This window comes from Amycolatopsis sp. NPDC114504 (genome assembly GCF_055633595.1).
Genome location: NZ_JBVKDU010000003.1, coordinates 1,042,819 through 1,063,793, shown reverse-complemented (window position 1 = coordinate 1,063,793; position 20,975 = coordinate 1,042,819). Strand labels below are relative to the sequence as shown.

Sequence of the window (20,975 nt, the reverse complement as noted above, 5' to 3'; positions counted from 1 at the left end):
GGGTGTGCGATGGCTTTGACCGTCGGCGACTTCATCGCGAACTTCGGGATCAACGACCAGATGTTCAAGGACACGCTGGCCGAGATGCAGACCGAGTTCGACAAGGCCAAGGACAAGATCGTCGAGAAGGCCGGCGAGGCCGGCAAGAAGGTGGCCGAAGCGCTCGGCAAGTCGCAGGGCCCGGTGGTCGGCGCCGCGGCGGGGCTCGGGGTGCAGGCGGCCACGGCGCTCGGTGGCGGCCTGCTGAGCCTGGTCGGCGGGCCGGTGATGGGACTGCTGTCCACCGGTCTGCAAGCCGGGCTGCAGACCGCGATCGCGTTCCTTAGCGAGAAGCTCCAGCCCGCGTTCGACGCGGTCGGCGCGTTCATCAACGGCACGCTCGTCCCGGCGTTCCAGGCGCTGGGCAGCTGGATCGCGGCCAACCAGACCCCGATCATGATCGTCGGCGGCGCCATCCTGACGTTCTTCCTGCCCGCGCTGGTGCAGTTGGGGATCGCGGCCGCGGTGGCCGCGGCCGCGACGATCGCGTCCTTCGCGACGATGGCCGCGCAGGCGGTGGCGTCGGCGGCGGTGTTCCTCGCGCAGAGCGCGGTGGCGATCGTCCAATGGGGACTGATGGGCTGGAGTGCGCTGGCCAGCGCCGCGCAGGTCGTCGCCGCCTGGGTGATGATGGGCGTCGAATCGCTGGTGAACGCGGCGAAGATGGCTGCCGCGTGGTTGCTGGCGATGGGCCCGATCCCGATCATCATCGCCGCGGTGGTCGCGCTCGTCGCGTTGATCATCGCCAACTGGGACACGATCGTCGCGTGGACGAAGGCCGCGTTCCAGGCCATCTGGGACTTCCTCAAGATGGTGTGGAACGCGATCGTCTCGGCGATCCAGGTCGCGATCAACGGCGTCATCGCCGCGATCGGCTGGCTGGGGCAGCTGCCCGGCATGGTGATCGGCTGGTTCGGCTCGATCGTCAGCGGTGCGGTCGGGAAGCTCGGCGAGCTGCTGTCGTGGCTCGGCGGCCTGCCCGGCATGATCCTGCGCGCGCTGGGCAACCTCGGCAACCTGCTGCTCGACGTCGGCAGCTCGATCCTCGAGGGCCTGTGGAACGGCATCAAGAACGCCGCGAACTGGATCAAGGACAAGATCATCGGGCTGATCAAGGACATCATCCCCGGCCCGATCAAGTCGATCCTCGGCATCAACTCCCCGTCGAAGGTGGCCGCCGAGCTCGGCCGCTGGGTGCCGCTCGGGCTCGCCCAGGGCATCGAGCAGACCAGCACCGCCGTGTCCCGGGCGTCCACCCAGCTCGCCGGCCTGGTGACGAGCCGGCTCGGGGACCTGTCGGCCGCCAGGTCCCCGAGCGCGCTTGCCTTCGCCGGTGCCGGGTTCGCCGCGGACGGGCCGCAGCCGGACCGGGCCGTGGTGCACATCGAGAACTTCTACGCCACACCCAGCCAGACCCCGGCCGACATCGCGGGCGACCTGGACTGGATGTCCCGAGGGGGTGGCTGAGTGAGCGCGGGGGACCTGATCACCGCCGACGGCCAGCTGGAGTGGCGGGACACGCTGCTCGGCTCGGGCAGCCCGTTCCGGATGACCAAGCTCGACGGCTGGCTCGACCTGCCGGAGATGCGCGCCGACAACCCCGACCGGCCCGGCCGCCACGGCGGGTTCCAGGGCAACCAGCTGGCCGGCCAGCGCACGGTCACGCTGTCGTACCTGGTCAAGGGCGTGCCGGCGGCGGACTTCGGCGCGGTCGTCACGACCCTGCGGAAGATCACCGCGCCGTCGGAACGGCCGCTGGAGGAGCCGCTCGTCGTGCGGCTCGACGGCGAGAGCTGGCTGGCGAACGCCCGGTGCGTCCGGCGGACGATCAACGTCGAGAAGTACTACGCGCTCGGTTACACGACCGGCGCGATCCAGTGGCAGGCCACGGACCCGCGGCTGTACTCGGTCGCGGAGCAGCGCGACGTCACCGCCCTGCCCTCGCCGCCGGCCGACGGCCTGGCGTTCCCGCTCACCTTCCCGCTGGTGTTCGGCACCGGCAAGCAGGGCGGCCGGCTGCGCGCGGTCAACGCGGGCGGCGCGGCCAGCTGGCCGGTGTGGGAGATCCGCGGCCCGGTCACCGGCCCGGTGATCGCCAACCGGGACACCGGCGAACGGCTGGTGTTCGACGACACCTTCACCGTCGGGGACGAGCAGGTGCTGACCATCGACACCGACGCGCGGACGGTGCTGCTCAACGGCGTCAACCGGAGCGACAAGCTGCTCGCCCGCGGCTGGTTCCCGATCCCCGCGAACGGCGCGGTCCAGGTCGACTTCACCGCCGCGTCCTACGACCCGAAGGCGTCGCTGACCGGGCGCTGGCGGCACGCCATCATCTGACTTGAGGGGGAAACCATGGCCGAGCGCAACTCGTGGGCCGTGTCCGACTCGCCGAACGGCGTCATCACCACCGAAGACGCGCGGCTGGCGCTGAGCGCGGCCGTGCAGTCCGGTCCGAGCCCGGTGCTCTCCCGCAACGGCATCCGACCCGCCAACGGCGATCCCGGCCGGGTGGCCGCGGCGTCGCCGACGCCGGACGGGACGGTGACCGTGCAGCCGTTCCAGATGTTCATGCGCGCGAGCCGCGGGGCCGGCAGCTACGTGCAGACGCTGGACGCCGTGAAGACGCTCGACCTGCTCAAGGACAACCCGGCGCACTCGGCCAACGCGCGGATCGACCTGATCGTCGCGCAGCAGACGGACAAGTTCTACGGCGACACCGCGAACGGGTTCGTGGTCAAGCAGATCGTCGGCGACCCGACGACGTCGCAGGAGCCGACCCCGACGGGCGACTACATGCTGCTGGCGAGCGTGCGGGTCCCGGCCGGCGCCAAGTCGATCGCCCCGGAGCAGATCCAGGACCGCCGGCCCGGCTGGGTGGTCGGGCTCGGCGGGATCATGCCGAGCAAGGGCGTCGACGACCGCAACGGCACCCACGGCTACAACGGCCTCACCACCTACCGGCAGGACCGCCGCTGGCTGGAGATCAACGACGGCGAGAAGTGGCGGGTGCCGAGCATCCCGGTGTGCACCTCGCTCGCCGACGTCCGCGCGATGATCACCGACCCGCTGCCCGGCCAGCTGGCCTTCAGCACGCAGGACAACCTGGTCTACCGCTGGAACGGCGCGGACTGGATCGGCTCGGTCGCGGCGGGCGGCGGCGCGGTCGGCACGACGCCGACGGCCACCCGGCACGAGGCGCGCTACGAGGTCCGCGGCAACGTGCAGACCTTCCCGGCCCAGACCAACACCCGCAGCAGGTTCCCGACCATGGTCTACGGGTCGCCGGACGTCACGACCTCGGCGGCCAACGACGTGTTCACGCTCAACCGGGCCGGGATCTGGACCATCACCGCCAGCTTCCGGACGACCGCGCCGCAGGGCACCGGCGAGTACCACACCTACATGGCGATCACCGACGGCGCCAACGTCGAGATCCGGTACGCGAACACGATGTCGCGCTGGCTGCTCACCTCGCCGGGCACGATGAGCTGCGCCACGACGAACTTCTTCAACGCCGGGGCCACGGTCAGCGTCATCTTCTGGACCGACAACGCGGGCCGCGTCCACGACGCGGGCTGGGCGAACGTCAACCACGTCTCGCTGACCTGGCTGCGGGCCTGAGATGGCCCAGGACCCGGTCCACACGTACCTGATCTCGGACCTGGTGACGAACCGGACGCTCGCCGAGGTCCCGCTCACCGGCGTCAAGTACTCGAAGAAGCTCGGCGCTTCGGGTTCGCTGTCCGCGACGCTGAGCCTGGGCGACCCGCGGATCCGCGCGATCGACCCGTACGACCTGAGCACGCCCGGGCGCCGGGTCGTCTACGTGCTGCGCGACAGCCGCCCGGTGTGGGGCGGGCCGGTGTGGACGCGGAAGTTCGACTCGACGTCCCAGCAGATCTCCCTGGGGTGCGGGGACTTCTGGTCCTACTTCGAGCACCGCAAGGTGCTGCCGGTGCTGCCGGCGGCCGCGTTCACCGACCCGCACTTCGTGGCGAAGCAGAAGGTCGAGTGGAAGAACACCGACCAGAACACGATCGCCCGCAACCTGGTCGAGCTGGCGCAGTCCCACCCCGGCGGGAACATCGGCGTCACGTTCCCCGACCGGGACCTCTCCGGCATCAGGCTCGACCGGACGTACTTCGGTTACCAGAACGTCAGCGTCGGCGACGCGCTGCGCAAGCTCTCCCAGCTCTACGACGGTCCGGACGTGATGTTCGACGTCGGGCCGCCCGACCGCGACGGGCGCCCGACGCGGCTGCTGCGGCTCGGCACGCCGAGGCTCGGGCAGCAGGGCTCCGCGCACGTCTGGGAGTACGGCGGCAACCTGCTCGGGTACGGCTGGCCGTCGGACGGCACCCGGATGGCCACCCGGACGTTCGCCTCCGGCGACGGGATCGAGACCGGCATGCTCGTCGCGGTCGCCGAGGACCGCGACCGGTACCCCGACGGCTGGCCGATGCTGGAGACCGAGTACGGCTACAGCTCCGTCACCGACCCGGGGCAGCTGGCCTCGCACGCGCTTTCGGACCAGGCGGTGAGCCGGCTGCCCGTCGTGCTGCCGACCCTGACCGTCCACGGCGGACTCCCGCCGACCGTCGCCGAGATCGGGATGGGCGACGACGCGCGGGTGATCATCAAGGACGACTTCCACGCCGGCGGGCTCGACACGCTGATGCGGATCGTCGCGCTCGACGTCACCGTCGGCGACGATGGGCGCGAGGGCGTGGTCCTGACCATGAACCCCCTGTTGGAGGACGCGGCCTGATGGCACAGATCAACCAGCCGTCGAACATCGTCGACCAGGTGGTCGCCCTGCGCCGCGAGGTCGACGAGCTCCGCAAGCGGGTCGGCATCGGCAACGCGACCATCTCCGGCGGCACGTTCACCGTGCAGGACAACGGCGTGATCCGGATGGTCGACCCGGACGGGCACCTCATCCTCTACTTCGGGCCGGGCGGCGACGGCAAGCAGATCATCCGCATCCGCCGTGACGGCGGCTCGGACGTGATGTACACGTACACGACCGACAGCGGGCGCCAGTTCTGGGCGCTGACCGACGGCGGCAGCGGCATCGTCGCCTCCGACGACGCCGTGTCCGGCACCGGCCTGGCGCGGCCGTGGATCCCGGTGTCGTTCGAGAAGGTCCGGTTCGCCGACTGGCCGAAGATCACCAACGCGTCGTTCGAAACGGTGTGGGAGGCCAACTTCCAGAAGACCCACCCGTTCATCCAGCTGTTCACCGTCGAAGGGTGCGAAGGCGCGACCAACGGCGAGGGCCAGATCGTGATCACCGACGCCGCCGGGCAGGCCAGGGTCGCGGAGACGTGGTCGATGGGCCCCGGCCTCGGCCGCAACCGGCGGGGCCCGTACGCCCTGCCCGGCCAGCCCTACGCCGGTGAGGTGCGGGTCGCGGTGAACTACCGCCGGACGTCGGGCACCGGCAACGTCGTGGGCGTCGCGATGGACGCCACCCAGCGCCAGACGTGAACCCGCACCTACGCTGGGAGCCATGAACCGTCTCGCCAGTGCGACCAGCCCCTACCTGCTCCAGCACGCGGACAACCCGGTGGACTGGTGGCAGTGGGGCGCCGGCGCGCTCGCCGAGGCGAAGCGCCGGAACGTGCCCATCCTGCTTTCGGTGGGCTACGCGGCGTGCCACTGGTGTCACGTCATGGCGCACGAGTCGTTCGAAGACGCCGACACCGCGGCGCTGATGAACGAGCACTTCGTCAACATCAAGGTCGACCGCGAGGAGCGGCCGGACATCGACGCCGTGTACATGGCCGCCACGCAGGCGATGACCGGGCAGGGCGGCTGGCCGATGACGTGCTTCCTGACCCCGGACGGCGAGCCGTTCCACTGCGGCACCTACTACCCGCCGTCACCGCGGCCGGGCATGCCGTCGTTCCGGCAGCTGCTCGCCGCCGTCGCCGAGGCGTGGCGGGAGCGGCCGGACGAGCTGCTCGACGGCGCCAAGCAGATCGTCGCGCACATCGCCGAGCAGACGGGCCCGCTGCAGGAGTCCGTTGTGGACGAAGCCGTGCTCGCGGCCGCCGTCGAGAAGCTGCGGCAGGAAGCGGACCCCGTCAACGGCGGGTTCGGTCGCGCGCCGAAGTTCCCGCCGTCGATGGTGCTGGAGTTCCTGCTGCGGCACCACGAGCGGACGGGCTCGGCCGACGCACTGTCCCTTGTGGACCAGACGGCCGAGGCGATGGCCCGCGGCGGTCTGTACGACCAGCTCGCCGGCGGCTTCGCGCGGTACTCCGTGGACGCTTCGTGGGTCGTTCCCCATTTCGAGAAGATGCTGTACGACAACGCGTTGCTCCTGCGGTTCTACGCACACCTCTGGCGGCGGACCGGTTCGGCGACGGCGTTGCGCGTGGCTTCCGGGACCGCGGAGTTCCTCTTCGAATACCTGCGGACGGCCGAGGGTGGCTTCGCGTCTTCGCTGGACGCGGACACCGACGGCGTCGAAGGCCTGACGTACGTCTGGACGCCGTCGCAGCTGCGTGAGGTCGTCGGCGACGACTCCGCGGCTTCGCTGTTCGGCGTCACCGAGGAGGGGACGTTCGAGGAGGGTGCCTCGACGTTGCGCCTGTTCGGGGACCTGCCGGAGGCTCTCCGCGTCCAGTTGCTGAAGGCCCGTGCGAAGCGGCCGCAGCCGGGCCGGGACGACAAGGTGATCGCGTCCTGGAACGGCCTGGCGATCACGGCGCTGGCCGAGGCGGGCGTCGCGCTGGACCGTCCACAGTGGATCCAGTGGGCCGTGGACGCGGCCGAGCTGCTGCTGCGCGTGCACGTCGTCGACGGCCGGTTGCGGCGCAGTTCGCGCGACGGCGTCGTCGGCGAGTCGGCCGGGGTGCTGGAGGACTACGCCTGCGTCGCCGACGGGTTCCTGGCCCTGCACCAGGCGACCGGCGCCGCGAAGTGGCTCACCGAGGCGACCGGGCTGCTCGACCTGGCGCTGGCGCACTTCGCGTCCCCGGACGTCCCGGGCGCGTACTTCGACACCGCCGACGACGCCGAGACGCTGGTCCAGCGCCCGGCCGACCCGGGTGACAACGCGAGCCCGGCGGGAGCGTCCGCGCTGGCCGGGGCGCTGCTGACGGCGTCCGCGCTGGCCGGGCACGACTCCGCGACGCGCTATCGCGAGGCGGCCGAGCAGGCGTTGCGGCGCGTCGGCGTGCTGGCCGGGCGGGTGCCGCGGTTCGCCGGGCACTGGCTGTCGGTCGCGGAGGCGCTGCAGGCCGGCCCGGTGCAGGTCGCGGTGGTGGGCGCGGATCCGGCGTTGCGGCTGGCCGCGGCGCGCGGGGTGCACGGCGGCGGCATCGTGCTCGCCGGGGAGCCGGACGCGCCGGGCGTCCCGCTGCTGGCGGACCGGCCGCTGGTGGACGGGCTGCCCGCGGCGTACGTCTGCCGCGGTTACGTCTGCGACCGCCCGGTCACCTCCGCCGAGGAGCTGACGGCTCAGCTCTGAGTGAACGGCCTGCTCTTCCGCCTGTATCCGGCGTAGCTTGAGTAGCGTTGTAATCATGTAATCGCGGAGGTGGCGGACATGGGACGTGGCTGGAAGGGCAGCAGCGGCTGGCAGCAGACGGAGGTGCCGTCGGCGAGCGACGCGGCGGCGTGGTTCGGCGGGCGCCTGCCCGACGGCTGGTTCACCGGAGCACCGGACATCTCGGTCGACCGTGAAGAGATCATCGTGGTGGGCGAGCTCCCGGCGCTGACGGAGGAGTACGCGGACGACGCGGCCCGCGCGGCGGCCGAAGAGGGCCGGATAAGCCGCCACCGCGAGGAGACGCGCGACGAGCGCATCGAGATCGCCCGCCAGGCAGAGCACCGCTACCAGCGCAAGGTGGCCTGGGGAGCGCGCCTGGGCGGCACGACGGCGCTGTTCACGACGCATTCGGCCCCGGTGATGACCCGGCTCCGCCAGCCGGAGCGCCTGGTGTTGGACACCCTGGTGGACGCGGGCGTGGCCCGGTCCCGTTCGGACGCACTGGCGTGGGCGGTCCGGCTGGTGGGCGAGCACGCGGACAGCTGGCTCGGCGAGCTGCGCGAAGCGATGACCAAGGTCGACGACCTGCGTTCGAAGGGTCCCGACCTGGCCTGAGCGGTCTGCCGCGGCCGGTCGTGAGTGGGAAACAGCGTTAGAACACGGTTTCCCACTCACGACCGGTGTCGTGGGGTGCCGCCCCCTCGGTGGCACCCCACGGGCCCCTCAGTCGGCGACCAGCACCGGCCCGCCCTGGTAGAAGCTCGCCCCGGCGCGCCGGAAGCCGCCGGCCTCACGCTGTCGTCGCACGAGCCAGCGACCCGGGGCGATGCCGGTCGCCCCGTGCTCCGGGTGCACCAGGTACACCGGCGCCGCGTTGTCGACCACCGCGACCGCGAGCCCCTCGGGGTCCGCCACCCACCTCGTCAGGTCGCACGAGCCGACCAGCGTGTGCGGGTTGGTCCCGTCGCCGCCTTGGACGAGTTCGACGCCCTCGGCCGGCAACGCGTGCCAGCCGCCGCGCGCTTCCGCCAGCCCGGTCATCGCCCACGGCACCACGATCAGGTCGCCCTGGGCCTGGAGCCCGTCGATCACCGGGACGTCGACCTGCCGGTCGAGGTGGGCGAGGACGTCGAGCCCGGTCTTGTCGAGCAGTTCTGCCAAATACATGGGATCACCTCGAGGAGTTCAGGTCCGGCGCCGCAGCTGCGCGTACTGGGCTCCGGTGAGCCCGTACGTCCAGCCGGCGGCGTCGAGAGGATGGTCGATTTCGGCGGGCACGCGCAGCCCGTAGTGCCGGCGCGTGCCATCGCGTTCGACGGAGCCGTTGACCACCAGCAGCAGGCGCGTCGCCGGGCCGTCGTAGAGCCGGAGCTCGTACCCGGGGTTGCCGGGGTCGTCGGCGCGGTCGAGGAGCTCGAGCCCCGCCTCCGCCACGAACTCCGGCCAGCCGAGGTGTTCCAGCGCGCAGCGGCGCACCTCGACGTTGCGCTCGGCCATGATCCGGTCGGCCGTCGGCGCGTCGATCACCCAGGACGGCACCCGCGTCCCGCGCCACGCGTGCACGGTCCAGCCGTCGGGGAACGCGATGGCCGGGCCGGTCGCGTGGTGCAGCCGGACCTGGCCGTAGTCCCCGTCGACGCGTTCGGTGCGCACGACGAGCGGCCGTTCGGCGATGACGCAGACACCTTCCCGCGGCCACCACCAGCCGCACGACCGCGCGAGGGTGGCCCACAGGTCGAGCTGGGCGACGTCGGCCGCGTCGAACCGCACGTCGTCGACCTGCCGGTGGAGGTCGTACAGTGCGATCCAATGCGCCTCCTGCTGGCCGTCCCAGTGCAGCCCGGCCCGCGTCGTGAGCGCACCGCGAACGGCACCGGCGACGGAGTCCCGGACCGACCGCCGCAGCGCGGGTCCCAGGCCGTTGTTCAGCAACGTCCGCAGGGAAACCCGCAGCGGGTCCGGTGGAGGCCGGTCCATCCGCACGCGCCGGTCGTGCCAGGGGCCGATCCGCTGGTCGAGCCGCTCGCGCAGGGACGTCACCAGCGTCGCCAGGCGGGCTTCGACCGGCAGCTCACCGCCCAGGGAAAGCGCTTGCCCGGGTGCCACCACCTCGACGGCCGCGGCCGGGGAAGCCACCCACGAAAACGTCGGCGGCGACGCGCCGGCCAGCTCGTAAAGGCGGGTGATGGCCGCTTCCGCGGCCGGACGGTCAGCCGGCTCGGTGCTCAGCGCGTGGCTCAGCCAGGAGTTCCGGATTTCGAGGGCCCGTGACCAGAGTTCGGGGCCGGGGAAGCGACGGCCTGGCCGTCGCGGGGCGCTCAAAGCGCGAGGGCGCGCACGCCCTTTCGAATCGACATGGACCGATCATGACAGCAATTTCGCCCGTCGCGCAAGCCTGGACCCGCGGGGGCGTTCGCGCTTAGAGTTCGTCGTGCCCACGGTCCGTGCCGTGGTTCCGCCGTCGCACCGGGTCTTCCCTCGAAGGATGGCGTCCATGGACGGCAGGTTCACCCGTCGGCAGCTGATCAAGGGCACACTGGCGGTTTCGCTCGTGCCCGGTATCCCGGCGCCGGCTCCCCACCGGTACCGCGTCGACGTCCCCACGCTCCCGTGGCCGGCGGCGAACGACATCGTCGCGAACACCACGATTCCCACGTTCCCGGACCGGAGTTTCCCGATCACCGGGTACGGCGCGAAGAACGACGGCAAGACCGACAACACCGCGGCGATCAAGAAAGCGATCGACGCCTGCGCCGCGGCCGGCGGCGGCCACGTGGTCGTGCCGGCCGGCAGTTTCCTCACCGGCGCGGTCTACCTCAAGAGCAACGTCGACCTGCACCTGGAAAAGGGTGCCGTGCTCAAGTTCGGCGGTGACGCGTCGAAGTTCCCGAACGTCCTGACGCGCTACGAAGGAATCGAGTGCGTCAACCATTCGCCGATGATCTACGCCTACCGCGAAAAGAACATCGGCCTCACCGGCAGTGGCACGCTCGACGCGGCGGCGACGTCGTCGTGGAACAAGGGCAGCGACCGCGCTTACCTGGAAACGTTGGTGGCTAGAGGAACTGCGCCGGAGAAGCGCGTGGTCCCGGGTTCCGGGCATACGATGCGGTCGGCGTTCGTCGAGCCGTACGACTGCGAAAACGTGTTGATCCAAGGCATCACGCTGAAGAATTCGATGTTCTGGCAGCTGCACCCGACGCTGTGCCGCAACGTCACGGTCGACGGCGTCAGCACCGATCCCAGCACCGCGCACTCCAACACCGACGGCTGCGACCCCGAGTCGTGCGACCACGTCGTCATCGCGAACTGCACCCTCGGCGCGCACGACGACAACATCGCGATCAAGTCCGGCCGCGACGCCGACGGGCGCCGCGTGAACGTCCCGTGCCAGAACCTCGTCGTCGTGAACTGCGTGATGAACGGCAACTGGGGCGCGATCACCTGCGGCAGCGAGCAGACCGGCGGGATCCGCAACGTCTACGCGTACCAGCTCACCGTGAAGGGTGAGACGAAGTTCGCGCTGTACGTGAAGTCGAACACGCTGCGTGGCGGGTTCACGGAGAACGTCAACCTCGACAGTGTCTCCGGCACCTTCGCGCGGAACTTCGTGTACGTGACGTCCACGTACAACAGCCAGACCGGCGGTTACGTCCCGTCGTTCGGGCCGTTCACGATCGGCAACTGCTCGAGCACGAAGATCGCGGGCAAGACCTTCGACGTGAGCGGTCTTTCGAACGCCCACGTGCACGGGTTCAGCGTGGCGAACTCCACGTTTGACGGCGTGTCCGACACGTCGAACACGCTGAAGTACGTGGACAACGCCAAGTTCACGAATGTGAGGGTCAACGGCAAGCCGATCTGACGTGGCAGGATCGGCGCGGCTGCGGCAGGCTTACTACCAACGAGTAGGAAGCCTGCCGTCAGTCCTTTCCGGAGGTAGCCGTGGACATCCCCGAAGTGCCGTCGAAGGTGGATCCGGACGCGCTGACCACCGTCCTCGACGGGCGCTGGGCCGAGCTGCGCCGCGGGGTCCGCGCGCAGATGAGCGAGGCGGAGTTCCGGGACCCGGTGGACCTCGGCATCGAGGACCACCGCGCCCAGGTGCTCGACCAGCTGCGCGCCCTGGCCGAGAGCGACCGCCCCGGCCTGGGCTTCGACCCGGCGTACGGCGGCGGTGGTGACGTCGGCGGCTCGGTGACGTCGTTCGAGCTGCTCGGCTACGGCGACCTGTCGCTGATGGTGAAGGCCGGCGTCCAATGGGGACTGTTCGGCGGCGCCGTCCAGCTGCTCGGCACCGAGCGCCACCACGCGGCGTACCTGCGCGCGATCATGGACCTCGGCCTGCTCGGCTGCTTCGCGATGACCGAGCACGGCCACGGCTCCGACGTCCAGCACCTGCGCACGACGGCGACCTTCGCGGATGGCGAGTTCGTCATCCACACGCCGGATGCCATGGCCACCAAGGAGTACATCGGCAACGCGGCCCGCGACGGCCGGATGGCGGTGGTGTTCGCGCAGCTGGTCACCGGCGGCGAATCCCGTGGGGTGCACGCTTTCCTGGTGCCGATCCGCGACGAGTCCGGGGCGCCCATGCCCGGAGTGTCCATTGAAGACTGCGGTCCGAAGGCGGGCCTGAACGGTGTAGACAATGGACGGTTGAGCTTCGACAACGTCCGGATCCCGCGCGAGGCCCTGCTGAACCGCTTCGGTGACGTCGCCGAGGACGGGACGTATTCGAGCCCGATCGAAAGCGACAGCCGCCGGTTCTTCACGATGCTGGGCACGCTGATCCGCGGCCGGGTGAGCGTCGGCGGCAGCGCGGGCGCCGCGACGAAACGCGGCCTGGCCCTGGCGATCCGCTACGGCGAGCAGCGCCGCCAGTTCATGACGCCCGACGGCGACGAGGTCGTCATCCTCGACTACCTCGGGCACCAGCGGAAGCTGCTGCCGGCGCTGGCGAAGACGTATGCGCTGTCGTTCGCCCAGGAAGAGCTGGTGGCGAAGCTGCACGACATCGACTCGTCGGCGCCGGAGGAGGAGCAGCGCGAGCTGGAGTCGCGCGCGGCCGGGCTGAAGGCGCTCAACACGTGGCACGCGACGGCGACGATCCAGGCGGCGCGCGAGGCGTGCGGCGGATCGGGCTACCTGGCGGAGAACATCCTGCCGGGCCTGAAGGCCGACACCGACGTCTTCACGACGTTCGAGGGCGACAACACGGTGCTGCTGCAGCTGGTCGCGAAGGGCCTGCTGACCAGCTATAAGCAGGACTTCGAGGACCTGTCGCCGCTGGCCACCGCCCGGTTCTTCACCGACCAGGTGGTGAGCGCGATCCTGGAGCGGACGTCCGTGCGCAAGGCGCTCGAGTCGCTCACCGAGGGGTCCGACGCGGACGTCTTCTTCCGCCGCGAGTGGCAGCTGAGGCTGTTCGAAGACCGCGAGGAGCACGTCGTCGAGGGAGTGGCGAAGCGCCTGCGCAAGGCGGGTTCGGACCCGTTCGGGGTGTTCAACGCGGCTCAGGACCACGTGCTGCGGGCGGGCCGCGTCCACGTCGAGCGGCTGGTGCTGGAGGCGTTCGCGGCGGCGATCGAACGGTGCGAGGATCCGGATGCCCGCACGCTGCTCGACCGCGTCTGCGACCTGTACGCGCTGTCGGCGATCGAAGAGGACCTGGCGTGGTTCCTGGGCCACGGCCGCCTGACGGCGTCGCGCGGAAAGGCCGTCACCGCGGCGGTGAACGGCCTGTGCGCCCAGCTGCGCCCCCACGCGCGAGCGCTGGTGGACGCGTTCGCGATCCCGGAGCAGTTCCTCGCGGCACCGATGCTGCGCTCCTGATCCGCTGACCGGTGGGTGGCCGGCGTCGGGGGCCGGCCACCCACCGGGGGCCTACTTGCGGTGCTTGCCTTCGTCGTCGGTGACCTCGAACTGCTCCTTGCGGACCTTGCCCGAGACGGTCTGCTCGTCGGTGACCGTCTCGGTCCGCAGGCGCACCCGCTCGACCGGCACGGCTTCCTTGCGCACCACGGGCTTCTCGGCGTGGAGGATGACGTCCTGCTCGGCCTCGCCGATCTCGGCGCCGGCCTGGCCGTCCTTGATCGGCTCGCGCTCGATGCGCACCTCTTCGTGCCGCACCGGGACGGTGACCTGCTGTTCTTCGGTGACGACGTACTTGCGCAGCCGCACGTGCCCGGTCTCGACCTGCTCGGTGCCGACGTTCAGCCGCTCCTCGGAGCGCGTCATGCCGGAGTCCTTTTCGGACTTCCCGCGCTGCCCGGCGTCCATTTCGGACTTCCGGCGACCGGCGTCCATGCCGGATTTGCCGCGACCGGCGTCCATTTCGGACTTGCCGCGGCCGGTGCCGCCCATGGCCGGGTCCCGGCCCTGCGTCCGGTCACCCATCCGCCCGTCCGGCGAGGTCCGCGGCATCGGCAGGCCGTAGTGCTGGTACAGCTGGGCGCTTTCCTCGGGGGAGAGGTGCCCGTCGGCGTCGATGCGGGGCGCGTCGGAGACGGCGCTCTTGTCGACCCGGACGTGCACGCCGTCCTTGTCGGTGTGCGCACCCGAGAGCGGGACGAAGCTCTCCTTGGTGCCGAACAGGCCGGTCTTGACGGTGATCCACTCCGGCTGGTGCGTGGCGTCGGCGAGGTAGACGTTGCCGACCTTCCCGAGCTTGTTTCCGGCCGGGTCGACCACGGCACTGTCGATGAGCTCCTGGGGCTGCATGGTCTTGGCCATCGCGGTGCTGCTCCTTTCGCGCGTCGGTGTCTGTAGGAGCCACGGTGAGGCGCGCTGTTGATCACGGCAACCGTCGTGGTGCTCCCGTGGGTGACCCCGGAAAGTGCTGGTTTGAAGCGCCACGCAGTGGCGAGGCCCGGCGCGTTCCCGCAGGTCGCGTGGGGTGTCTTCGCCGTGCCCGGCAGCGTGGGGGATGGCGCGAAGGTGTGGATGTGACCGGCGCCACCGGGCGAGCTGTCACAACCCCGCGGCCCGCGTCGTCAAGGGGGTGACAGCGGACGATGAAGGGAACGGGTCATGGAAGCGCGGTTCAACATGTTCGAGAACGAGGTCACGAGCAAGTTCTTCAAGCGCCTGATCGCGGCGTCGCGCCCGATCGAGGAGTCATCGCTCCCCAAGGCGACGCAGGAGCTGGTGAAGATCCGCGCGAGCCAGATCAACGGCTGCGGAATGTGCCTGGACATGCACACGAAGGACGCGGCCGCGGCGGGCGAGACGGCGGTCCGCCTGGCGATGGTGGCAGCGTGGCGCGAGGCAGTGGTGTTCACCGAAGCGGAGCGCGCGGCCCTGGCATTGGCGGAGGAGGGAACCCGCCTGGCGGACACCCACACCGGAGTGACGGACGAGACGTGGGACCAGATCCGCAAGCACTACGACGACGAGCAGATCGGCGCGCTGGTCTGCCTGGTGGCGGAGATCAACACGTGGAACCGCCTGAACGTGATCGCCCGCAACCCGGCGGGCGAGTACCAGCCGGGCATGTTCGGCTGAGGGTTTTGCGAAGGCGTTCGGCTGGGGACTTCCAGGGGGAGGTCCCCAGCGGCGGCCTAGGCGTACATGGCCAGCCAGATCGCGATGATCTGCTCCTGGGTTCTGCTCGACCTCGGCGTTACTGCCTCTTGGTGCGCTGAGCTGCGGTTTTATCTGTCATCAGTTCTCGCGGGTGCTTGCCTCTTCCTGACCTCTGACGGCCTGGAGACGGCCTGGCGGACCCCGCCACAACCTGCCCTGCATCTCGATACGAAGCCTCCACGCGGCCGGTGGTGCCGGGTCAAGACACGCTTCATCGTCTTGACGCGGTGCTACCGGCCGTTGTCACGATCAGGCTTCGGGATGGAGGTCCCCAACGACGGTGCGTAACAGAGATCGACTCCCAAGCGACCCGATTGTCACCACCGCTCGTAGCTCGCCGAGGAGGCCGGGATGGCTCAGGGGACTCGTGTGCCGCCGCCGCGTGGCGCTGCGCCAGGTGACCCGCTGGCGGCCGCACCGCCCGGCCGGCGGGCGGAGCGGAGCGGCAGCCCGCCGTGTCGGAAGCGGATGCGGCCGCCAAGGCGAGGGGCTACATAGGCGACAGGCGCGCCGCCGGCGGCGGCGCGCCCTTGATCCCATAGAGCCAAGTTCGGCAGTCAGTACGGACTGATTCGGCGAGCGGATCGTCAGCGGCGACCCAGGAACTGTGGGCTGGTAAGTTTGAGAACTACACTATACTTCGGAGGGCGATTTGGCGGTCAGTAAGCAGGATATTGTGAAGCGCTTTGAGGATGCTCAAAATGCATTGGTTCTGCAAGCTTCCGACCTTTCGCTGGAAACCATTGCCGCGATGGTGCAAAAAGAATCAATTGACGTAGCACCTTTATTTCAGCGACGTGAGCGATGGGACGTATTTCGACAGGCTTCATTGATCGAGTCATTCTTAATGAACATACCAGTTCCGCCAGTCTATTTGGCTGAGCAGCAATTCGGTAAGTACTCGGTCATCGATGGAAAGCAGCGCATCACGGCCATCCATGACTTCATGCGCAACCGGTATGCGCTATCGTCCCTGGAAAGATTCACTGAGCTAGAGGGGCTCAAGTATAGCCAACTTCCGGATGAGCTCAGAAATGCCCTGGAAGTAAGGCCTTATATTCGCGCTATTACAATATTGCGTCAGTCTGATGAAGCTACTAAGTTCGAAGTCTTTCATCGTCTCAATTCAGGTGGTCAGCCACTTAATGCCCAAGAGGTTCGAAACGTCATCTTTAGGGGTCCGCTTAATGACCTTATCTTCCACCTTTCCTCGCAGTCGTTTTTGAAGCTGCAACTAAAAATAAGGGACGAGAAGTCGAGTTCTTATCGCGACATGACCGATGTCGAGTTCGTGTTGAGGTTCTTAACGCTCAGGGAGCAATGGCGGAATTTCTCGGGGGATTTCCGTCGATCAATGGATCGGTTTATGGCGATGCATCAGAAGGCGGACAAGGGGAGAATCGATGAGTACTCGGCTAGCTTCCTTCGAAGCTTAAAAATATGCCAAACCATCTGGGGGCCGCACGCTTTCAAGCGACCTGATAAAGGCACTTGGCGGGACCAGGCTTTGGCGGGTATGTACGACGCACAAATGGTCGCTGTCGACTCGCTAAGTGAAAGTGAGGCCGAGAGTCTGATTGCCCGTTCCGGTAAAGTGGTAAGGGCGACGCGCGATCTGTTCGCTGATCCTGAATTCGAGGCGTCTGTTCGCGTTGCAACAAACACTCCTGCTCGAGTCAAGCTGCGCATCGCCAAAATGACGGATTTGCTGAAGGCGCATGCGAAATGAGTGTGGCATCGCCCGCGCGGCAGAAGCTGATAGAGAGAATCGACACGGTTCGCGAGGCTGTTAGTCAGACCTGGCTCGTCGACGGACCATTGACGGATTTGCTACATAATCGGCGAGCTGGGCTGTTGCGTAACGGTTTGATGGTGGTCGCATTCACGTCGCTCGAAGACTTCTTGCGGAATCGTAGTGCTGAGCTGTTGGACCACGTAAGTAGAACGGTCGTTCAGTTCTCAACTTTGCCAAAGTCCCTGCAGAATTCTGCCACTATTGGAGCTTTCAGATCGACAATACTCCAGGCTTCGCTAGCGAGTAAAGTTGGCGGCGATCCAGTCGCCCTTGTGCAGAAGGTTGCCGAGGCGGTGGCTAGTACTGGTACTGGGGCACTTCAGCTAAGTCACTATACTTTTGGGTACAGCGGTTCGAATGTGACTGCGGACGAGGTCTCGTCGATCATGGGAGCGCTTCACGTAGCTGATCCGTGGGGAGAGATGTCGGATTTGGCGGCTCGCTGCGGATTTGGTGGCCTGCCTTTGCGGCAAGCTTATGAGACCCTTCAGCGTAACAGGAATAACGCTGCGCATGATGTTAGGGCAAGCATACAGCCGAGCGATCTAACAGCCTTTTCAAACGACGCCCTCGCCATCGCCATGAGCTTTGACCTTCTTGCTAGTCGTGCAGCGAGGCTGCTAAATGAGGGTGACAGCAATTTCCTGATCGGGAAAACGAAATTGCAGGCGACCTTAGGCCTTCGATTCATCAACCTGGCTGGCAGAAAGTTTAGTGAGAAAAAGGAAGGTTCTGGGCGTGCCGTAAAGGTGAGTGATAGTATCGATGTAGCGTGGAAGCAGGCGATAGTCAGAGCGACGGTGAATCGGGAAGCTGTTGTTAGAAGAAACGGGATGGGCGTTCCAGTGGACTGGCGAAGCACCGACGTACTGTAGGTTTATCCTATTGGTCAGCTGTTCATCTCGGTGCGGTGGTATAGCTCCAGGAACCTGGGGCGCGCTCACGTGAAGTGTGGACTCGAACGACCTTCGGTGGCGTGTTTGAGCCGTAGTCGGATCGACTCGTGAATCGTTAGGTCGCACAGCTTCGCCGGATCAATCCAAAAGACTTCTTTGCTCTCGCTGCTAGTGTGTAACTTGCCGCCTGTCGCGATGGCGCGAAAGCAAATCGAGAACTCTTGGCGGACTTCCCCGTCGTCGTAGGCGATTACGTGTTTGGGGTCGGAGTACAGGCCGATCACACCCGTGACCTCGCATTCGATACCGGTCTCCTCTCGGACCTCTCGAACTGCGGCCTCGGCCAGTGTCTCGCCGAGTTCAAGCTGGCCGCCTGGGATGGAGTACAGGTCGTTGTCGGTGCGCCTGATCATCAGAATCCGGCCTTCGTTGTCCTGGATGAACGCCGATACTGCTACCGCGATGCTGTTGGCCTTGGGTGCGTTCGGGTCGTTGTAGTAGTCGACTCGGGTCATGCTGCCTCCTAGAAAGTGGCCGGCTTGGCGAGGTTCCAGACTGATTCGAAGCTTTCCGAGTACGTTTCGAAGAGGTCCCCGGCGGAGAGTCTCCGCAGGTGGAGGGATGGGGCGTGGGCTCCCTGGAACCCGTAAACGTGCGTGTTGATGATCATCTCGTCGTCGAACCGGAAGATCGAGTTGTAGAGCGTCGTGTTGTGGAACCGCATCTCCACCCCGTCGACTCCGACCAGCGGCCGGTAGGACGCCAGCGCATTGCGGATGCGTGCCGCAAGCGTCCCGTCGCCGAGCTGTTCTTCCTCGCCGCGCAGGGCGACGCTGTCGCCTTCGGGGTCTCCGAACACGAGCCGGATTCGAGCGCCGGCCGCGGCCTTGGCGTTCAGGTCCTTGATGAACCGCGGGCGTTCCACCAGGAACAGCGCAGCGTGTACCAGGATCTCGACAGTCTCCGATGCTTCCTTGATCAGCCTGTCCCACAGTTCGACAGGGACGGCGTTGCGGTGCGGGAAGACCTGCACCAGCTCGGCGGCGGCTGTCTCGGCCTTGCGCTCCGGGGCCACGGAGTCCGGCCACAGGTAGGTCTCCGACTCGCGCGCCATGGCGGCGATCTTGTGCCGGTGCTTGGGGTAGGGCGTCCGGTTCTTGGTGATCCAGCGCTCGACGGTCTTCTGATCGACCCCGACGGCCTTGGCTATCTGCTCCAGCGTCAGGCCGTTGCGCAGTAGCGCGTCGCGCAGGCGTTCGTTCGGCATCGGCACCCCTTGGGACGTGTAGGGACGTCTTCGACGGTACCAGGGACGTCCCGAGATGTCCCGCCACGTGGTGATCACGTCCCGCGGTTTGGCGGAGATTGGGTGTCAGGTTGCCGGGGCAGGCCCGGTGCCAGGACACCGAGGAGGTAGGCGTGACCATTGAAACCGCCGTTCGGCCGGCTGGCTCGGACAAGCGGGCGGTACCTCGCCGACGTGCGGCGTAGGCGCGGCGTGGCATGCGCGACACGGTTCAGATCCACGTCACGGCTGATCTGCCGATTCGTGCCAGGGCACTGACGTACGCAAACCGCGCGGAGGTCCGGTTCGGCAAGGCGTTCCCAGTGGTCCTGCTCGTGGACTCCGACGCCATCGCCGTACTGCGGAGGGAACTGGACAAGGTCAGCGCGGCACTGGACGCCGCAGCGGCACGAGGCGGAGAGACGCCCGAAGCTACCAACTAACCGACGACATAAGGGATTCAGCATGGCTATCGACAAGGGACACCGGTTCGGCATCGACTTCGACGACGCGTTCACCCAGGGCCTCGTCATGGTAGGCGAAGTGTCGCCCGACAACGAGTATCAGTCGCGCGAAGACCGGGCCGCGAACCGCCCGGTGCGGCAGCGGGTCGACGAGATCACGGGTAAGCGGCAGTGGAAGGTGATGGTGACCGACCCGGCGGAGACGCGGGCGAAGCGTGCTTCGTTCGAGATCACGCTTCTCGCTGATGTGCAGCCGGTGCCGACGACGTCGGAGGCGTTGCCGGGGATGCGGCCGATCGAGCTGGACGGCCTGACGGCCGAGCCGCGTGTGGCTGGGCAGGGCGAGTTCAAGTACCAGTCCTACGTCTTCCGGGCGACCGGCTTCAAGCAGGCCGCCACCAATGCCAAGCCGTCCCGGTCCGGCGGGACCGGTGAGACGACGAAGGCAGCGTGAGAGGCATGAGCTTCCGCGAGCAGGTCGAAGCGTGGGAGCAGGCGTACCGCGACTACATGGCCGCGTGGGAACACGGCCGGGCGGTGCTATCGCCGATGAGCGCGACGAACACCGCGAACGCTGCCCGGCGGGTGTCGCGGGCGTGGCATGAGCTGGCGCAGTCACGTGGGTTGCCGTGGTGGTGTGTGGCCGCGTTGGAGTCAGCGGCTGAGGGGTTCGCAGAACTGGCAAGGGATTGGGCAAGTGAAGCAGGACACGGCGGTGATGGACGGGCTGGGAGTGCGCTGGGCAGTCGGCCCGGGCATCGAGGTGACGGTGGAGGAGACCGGTCCGGAGCTGTCTTCTCCACCGGTCCTGGTACTGGCCGGCGTGTCCTTCGTGCTGACGCTGGTCCCTCCGCAGGACCAGGAGACGTGGCCGGAAACGGTGGCGTTCCTGCGGCAGCTCCGCGACCACGCGGACGAACTGGCGGCGCTGCTGGAAGCTCGCGCGGGGAGGCGTGATCGTGCGGAAGGCTGAGCCGAAGACGCTGCGGGACGCCCACGAGGTCGTGATGGACCGCCGCCCTCCGAACGATGCGAACCGGTCGGTGTGGTTGGCGTTCCGGCTCGGCAACGCGCGGTTGTACAAGGCGATCGCGGACGTTGACCGGGGTCATCACCACGAGGCGTTGTACTGGGCCGGATATGAGGAACGGCAGGCGGGTGAGATCTCAGCAGAACTTCAGGCGAAAGGCAAGTCTGCTGAGTAGTCGCATGTAGACGACTGGAAAGTCAACAGTAGTAACGAAAAACGCACGCGATGACGTGCGGCGATGAAGCACGTCCTGATTCGGGTGCGTGTGATCCGTAAGGCGCAGAAGCGGAACCTGGCTACCAACCTTGCCGCTCCTGCGCTGTCCACAACCAGCGGAAGTGAACAATGGCAACGCTAAACGATGACAACGGGCGA

At 67.8% G+C, this 20,975-nt stretch carries 21 protein-coding genes; 16 read left to right on the top strand and 5 right to left on the bottom strand.

Features of this window, described 5'->3' with window-relative positions; all coding sequences use genetic code 11:
• The first annotated feature begins 9 nt into the window (after positions 1–9).
• From ACZ7PG_RS26480 to ACZ7PG_RS26450, 7 genes are all read left to right on the top strand, one after another.
• Positions 10–1,506 carry a phage tail protein gene (locus ACZ7PG_RS26480; RefSeq protein WP_470241754.1) on the top strand — a complete coding sequence of 499 codons (1,497 nt, stop codon included), beginning with the start codon at positions 10–12 and terminating at the stop codon, positions 1,504–1,506.
• Entirely contained in the window at positions 1,507–2,379 is an 873-nt protein-coding gene (locus tag ACZ7PG_RS26475; RefSeq protein WP_470241753.1) for a phage distal tail protein, read from the top strand. It abuts the gene before it with no gap.
• A gap of 15 nt (positions 2,380–2,394) precedes the next feature.
• A complete protein-coding gene (locus ACZ7PG_RS26470; RefSeq protein WP_470241752.1) occupies positions 2,395–3,663 on the top strand; it encodes a hypothetical protein in 1,269 nt (422 codons plus the stop codon).
• Position 3,664: 1 nt separating this feature from the next.
• Positions 3,665–4,810 (top strand): hypothetical protein, encoded by a 1,146-nt coding sequence (locus ACZ7PG_RS26465; protein ID WP_470241751.1) that lies wholly within the window; start codon positions 3,665–3,667, stop codon positions 4,808–4,810.
• Complete coding sequence (locus ACZ7PG_RS26460) at positions 4,810–5,532, top strand: hypothetical protein (protein WP_470241750.1); 723 nt, start codon at positions 4,810–4,812, stop codon at positions 5,530–5,532. Before ACZ7PG_RS26465 ends, ACZ7PG_RS26460 begins: the two co-directional genes overlap by 1 nt.
• Before the next feature lie 22 nt (positions 5,533–5,554).
• The gene (locus tag ACZ7PG_RS26455; protein ID WP_470241749.1) at positions 5,555–7,522 is read left to right on the top strand and encodes a thioredoxin domain-containing protein; all 1,968 of its coding nucleotides are present in this window, start codon (positions 5,555–5,557) and stop codon (positions 7,520–7,522) included.
• A 78-nt stretch (positions 7,523–7,600) separates the two neighbouring features.
• Positions 7,601–8,158: a hypothetical protein gene (locus ACZ7PG_RS26450; protein ID WP_470241748.1), complete on the top strand. Its 558-nt coding sequence runs from the start codon at positions 7,601–7,603 to the stop codon at positions 8,156–8,158.
• A 108-nt stretch (positions 8,159–8,266) separates the two neighbouring features.
• Here the strand turns inward: ACZ7PG_RS26450 and ACZ7PG_RS26445 are convergent, their stop codons facing one another.
• Both ACZ7PG_RS26445 and ACZ7PG_RS26440 read right to left on the bottom strand, forming a co-directional pair.
• On the bottom strand, positions 8,267–8,710 hold the full coding sequence (locus tag ACZ7PG_RS26445; protein ID WP_470241747.1) for a hypothetical protein: 444 nt from the start codon (positions 8,708–8,710) through the stop codon (positions 8,267–8,269).
• A gap of 18 nt (positions 8,711–8,728) precedes the next feature.
• The gene (locus ACZ7PG_RS26440; RefSeq protein WP_470241746.1) at positions 8,729–9,865 is read right to left on the bottom strand and encodes a DUF6745 domain-containing protein; all 1,137 of its coding nucleotides are present in this window, start codon (positions 9,863–9,865) and stop codon (positions 8,729–8,731) included.
• Positions 9,866–10,037: 172 nt separating this feature from the next.
• On the opposite strand from ACZ7PG_RS26440, the gene ACZ7PG_RS26435 reads away from it, so the two are divergent.
• Positions 10,038–11,408 carry a glycoside hydrolase family 28 protein gene (locus tag ACZ7PG_RS26435; RefSeq protein ID WP_470241745.1) on the top strand — a complete coding sequence of 457 codons (1,371 nt, stop codon included), beginning with the start codon at positions 10,038–10,040 and terminating at the stop codon, positions 11,406–11,408.
• A gap of 80 nt (positions 11,409–11,488) precedes the next feature.
• On the top strand, positions 11,489–13,378 hold the full coding sequence (locus tag ACZ7PG_RS26430; RefSeq protein WP_470241744.1) for an acyl-CoA dehydrogenase family protein: 1,890 nt from the start codon (positions 11,489–11,491) through the stop codon (positions 13,376–13,378).
• A gap of 51 nt (positions 13,379–13,429) precedes the next feature.
• Here the strand turns inward: ACZ7PG_RS26430 and ACZ7PG_RS26425 are convergent, their stop codons facing one another.
• Entirely contained in the window at positions 13,430–14,278 is an 849-nt protein-coding gene (locus ACZ7PG_RS26425) for a PRC and DUF2382 domain-containing protein (protein ID WP_470241743.1), read from the bottom strand.
• Between the two features lie 297 nt (positions 14,279–14,575).
• Here ACZ7PG_RS26425 and ACZ7PG_RS26420 point away from each other — a divergent pair, with 297 nt between their 5' ends.
• From ACZ7PG_RS26420 to ACZ7PG_RS26410, 3 genes are all read left to right on the top strand, one after another.
• Positions 14,576–15,049 (top strand): carboxymuconolactone decarboxylase family protein, encoded by a 474-nt coding sequence (locus tag ACZ7PG_RS26420; RefSeq protein WP_364386490.1) that lies wholly within the window; start codon positions 14,576–14,578, stop codon positions 15,047–15,049.
• Positions 15,050–15,806: 757 nt separating this feature from the next.
• Complete coding sequence (locus tag ACZ7PG_RS26415; protein ID WP_470241742.1) at positions 15,807–16,859, top strand: DUF262 domain-containing protein; 1,053 nt, start codon at positions 15,807–15,809, stop codon at positions 16,857–16,859.
• Positions 16,856–17,800, top strand: coding sequence for a hypothetical protein (locus ACZ7PG_RS26410; RefSeq protein WP_470241741.1), 945 nt, complete (start codon positions 16,856–16,858; stop codon positions 17,798–17,800). The genes ACZ7PG_RS26415 and ACZ7PG_RS26410 overlap by 4 nt, the downstream gene beginning before the upstream one ends.
• Positions 17,801–17,865: 65 nt before the next feature.
• On the opposite strand, the gene ACZ7PG_RS26405 is transcribed toward ACZ7PG_RS26410, so the two are convergent.
• Both ACZ7PG_RS26405 and ACZ7PG_RS26400 read right to left on the bottom strand, forming a co-directional pair.
• A complete protein-coding gene (locus tag ACZ7PG_RS26405; protein ID WP_470241740.1) occupies positions 17,866–18,336 on the bottom strand; it encodes an NUDIX hydrolase in 471 nt (156 codons plus the stop codon).
• Positions 18,337–18,344: 8 nt separating this feature from the next.
• Positions 18,345–19,088: a DUF5919 domain-containing protein gene (locus ACZ7PG_RS26400; RefSeq protein ID WP_470241739.1), complete on the bottom strand. Its 744-nt coding sequence runs from the start codon at positions 19,086–19,088 to the stop codon at positions 18,345–18,347.
• Positions 19,089–19,324: 236 nt separating this feature from the next.
• On the opposite strand from ACZ7PG_RS26400, the gene ACZ7PG_RS26395 reads away from it, so the two are divergent.
• The 4 genes from ACZ7PG_RS26395 to ACZ7PG_RS26380 all read left to right on the top strand — a co-directional run bounded on the left by ACZ7PG_RS26395 (position 19,325) and on the right by ACZ7PG_RS26380 (position 20,775).
• On the top strand, positions 19,325–19,549 hold the full coding sequence (locus ACZ7PG_RS26395; protein ID WP_470241738.1) for a hypothetical protein: 225 nt from the start codon (positions 19,325–19,327) through the stop codon (positions 19,547–19,549).
• A 22-nt stretch (positions 19,550–19,571) separates the two neighbouring features.
• Complete coding sequence (locus ACZ7PG_RS26390; RefSeq protein WP_470241737.1) at positions 19,572–20,024, top strand: hypothetical protein; 453 nt, start codon at positions 19,572–19,574, stop codon at positions 20,022–20,024.
• A gap of 243 nt (positions 20,025–20,267) precedes the next feature.
• Positions 20,268–20,543, top strand: coding sequence for a hypothetical protein (locus tag ACZ7PG_RS26385; protein ID WP_470241736.1), 276 nt, complete (start codon positions 20,268–20,270; stop codon positions 20,541–20,543).
• A complete protein-coding gene (locus tag ACZ7PG_RS26380; protein ID WP_470241735.1) occupies positions 20,524–20,775 on the top strand; it encodes an AMED_5909 family protein in 252 nt (83 codons plus the stop codon). Before ACZ7PG_RS26385 ends, ACZ7PG_RS26380 begins: the two co-directional genes overlap by 20 nt.
• Positions 20,776–20,975: the final 200 nt, after the last annotated feature.

Excerpts from the sequence above, each read along its gene's own strand:
- ACZ7PG_RS26420 (WP_364386490.1), top strand. The coding sequence starts at position 14,576 with ATGGAAGCGCGGTTCAACATGTTCGAGAACGAGGTCACGAGCAAGTTC.
- ACZ7PG_RS26395 (WP_470241738.1), top strand. The coding sequence starts at position 19,325 with ATGCGCGACACGGTTCAGATCCACGTCACGGCTGATCTGCCGATTCGT.
- ACZ7PG_RS26455 (WP_470241749.1), top strand. The coding sequence starts at position 5,555 with ATGAACCGTCTCGCCAGTGCGACCAGCCCCTACCTGCTCCAGCACGCG.
- ACZ7PG_RS26435 (WP_470241745.1), top strand. The coding sequence starts at position 10,038 with ATGGACGGCAGGTTCACCCGTCGGCAGCTGATCAAGGGCACACTGGCG.
- ACZ7PG_RS26460 (WP_470241750.1), top strand. The coding sequence starts at position 4,810 with ATGGCACAGATCAACCAGCCGTCGAACATCGTCGACCAGGTGGTCGCC.
- ACZ7PG_RS26480 (WP_470241754.1), top strand. The coding sequence starts at position 10 with ATGGCTTTGACCGTCGGCGACTTCATCGCGAACTTCGGGATCAACGAC.
- ACZ7PG_RS26400 (WP_470241739.1), bottom strand. The coding sequence starts at position 19,088 with ATGCCGAACGAACGCCTGCGCGACGCGCTACTGCGCAACGGCCTGACG.
- ACZ7PG_RS26405 (WP_470241740.1), bottom strand. The coding sequence starts at position 18,336 with ATGACCCGAGTCGACTACTACAACGACCCGAACGCACCCAAGGCCAAC.
- ACZ7PG_RS26465 (WP_470241751.1), top strand. The coding sequence starts at position 3,665 with ATGGCCCAGGACCCGGTCCACACGTACCTGATCTCGGACCTGGTGACG.
- ACZ7PG_RS26390 (WP_470241737.1), top strand. The coding sequence starts at position 19,572 with ATGGCTATCGACAAGGGACACCGGTTCGGCATCGACTTCGACGACGCG.
- ACZ7PG_RS26425 (WP_470241743.1), bottom strand. The coding sequence starts at position 14,278 with ATGGCCAAGACCATGCAGCCCCAGGAGCTCATCGACAGTGCCGTGGTC.
- ACZ7PG_RS26470 (WP_470241752.1), top strand. The coding sequence starts at position 2,395 with ATGGCCGAGCGCAACTCGTGGGCCGTGTCCGACTCGCCGAACGGCGTC.
- ACZ7PG_RS26445 (WP_470241747.1), bottom strand. The coding sequence starts at position 8,710 with ATGTATTTGGCAGAACTGCTCGACAAGACCGGGCTCGACGTCCTCGCC.
- ACZ7PG_RS26410 (WP_470241741.1), top strand. The coding sequence starts at position 16,856 with ATGAGTGTGGCATCGCCCGCGCGGCAGAAGCTGATAGAGAGAATCGAC.
- ACZ7PG_RS26450 (WP_470241748.1), top strand. The coding sequence starts at position 7,601 with ATGGGACGTGGCTGGAAGGGCAGCAGCGGCTGGCAGCAGACGGAGGTG.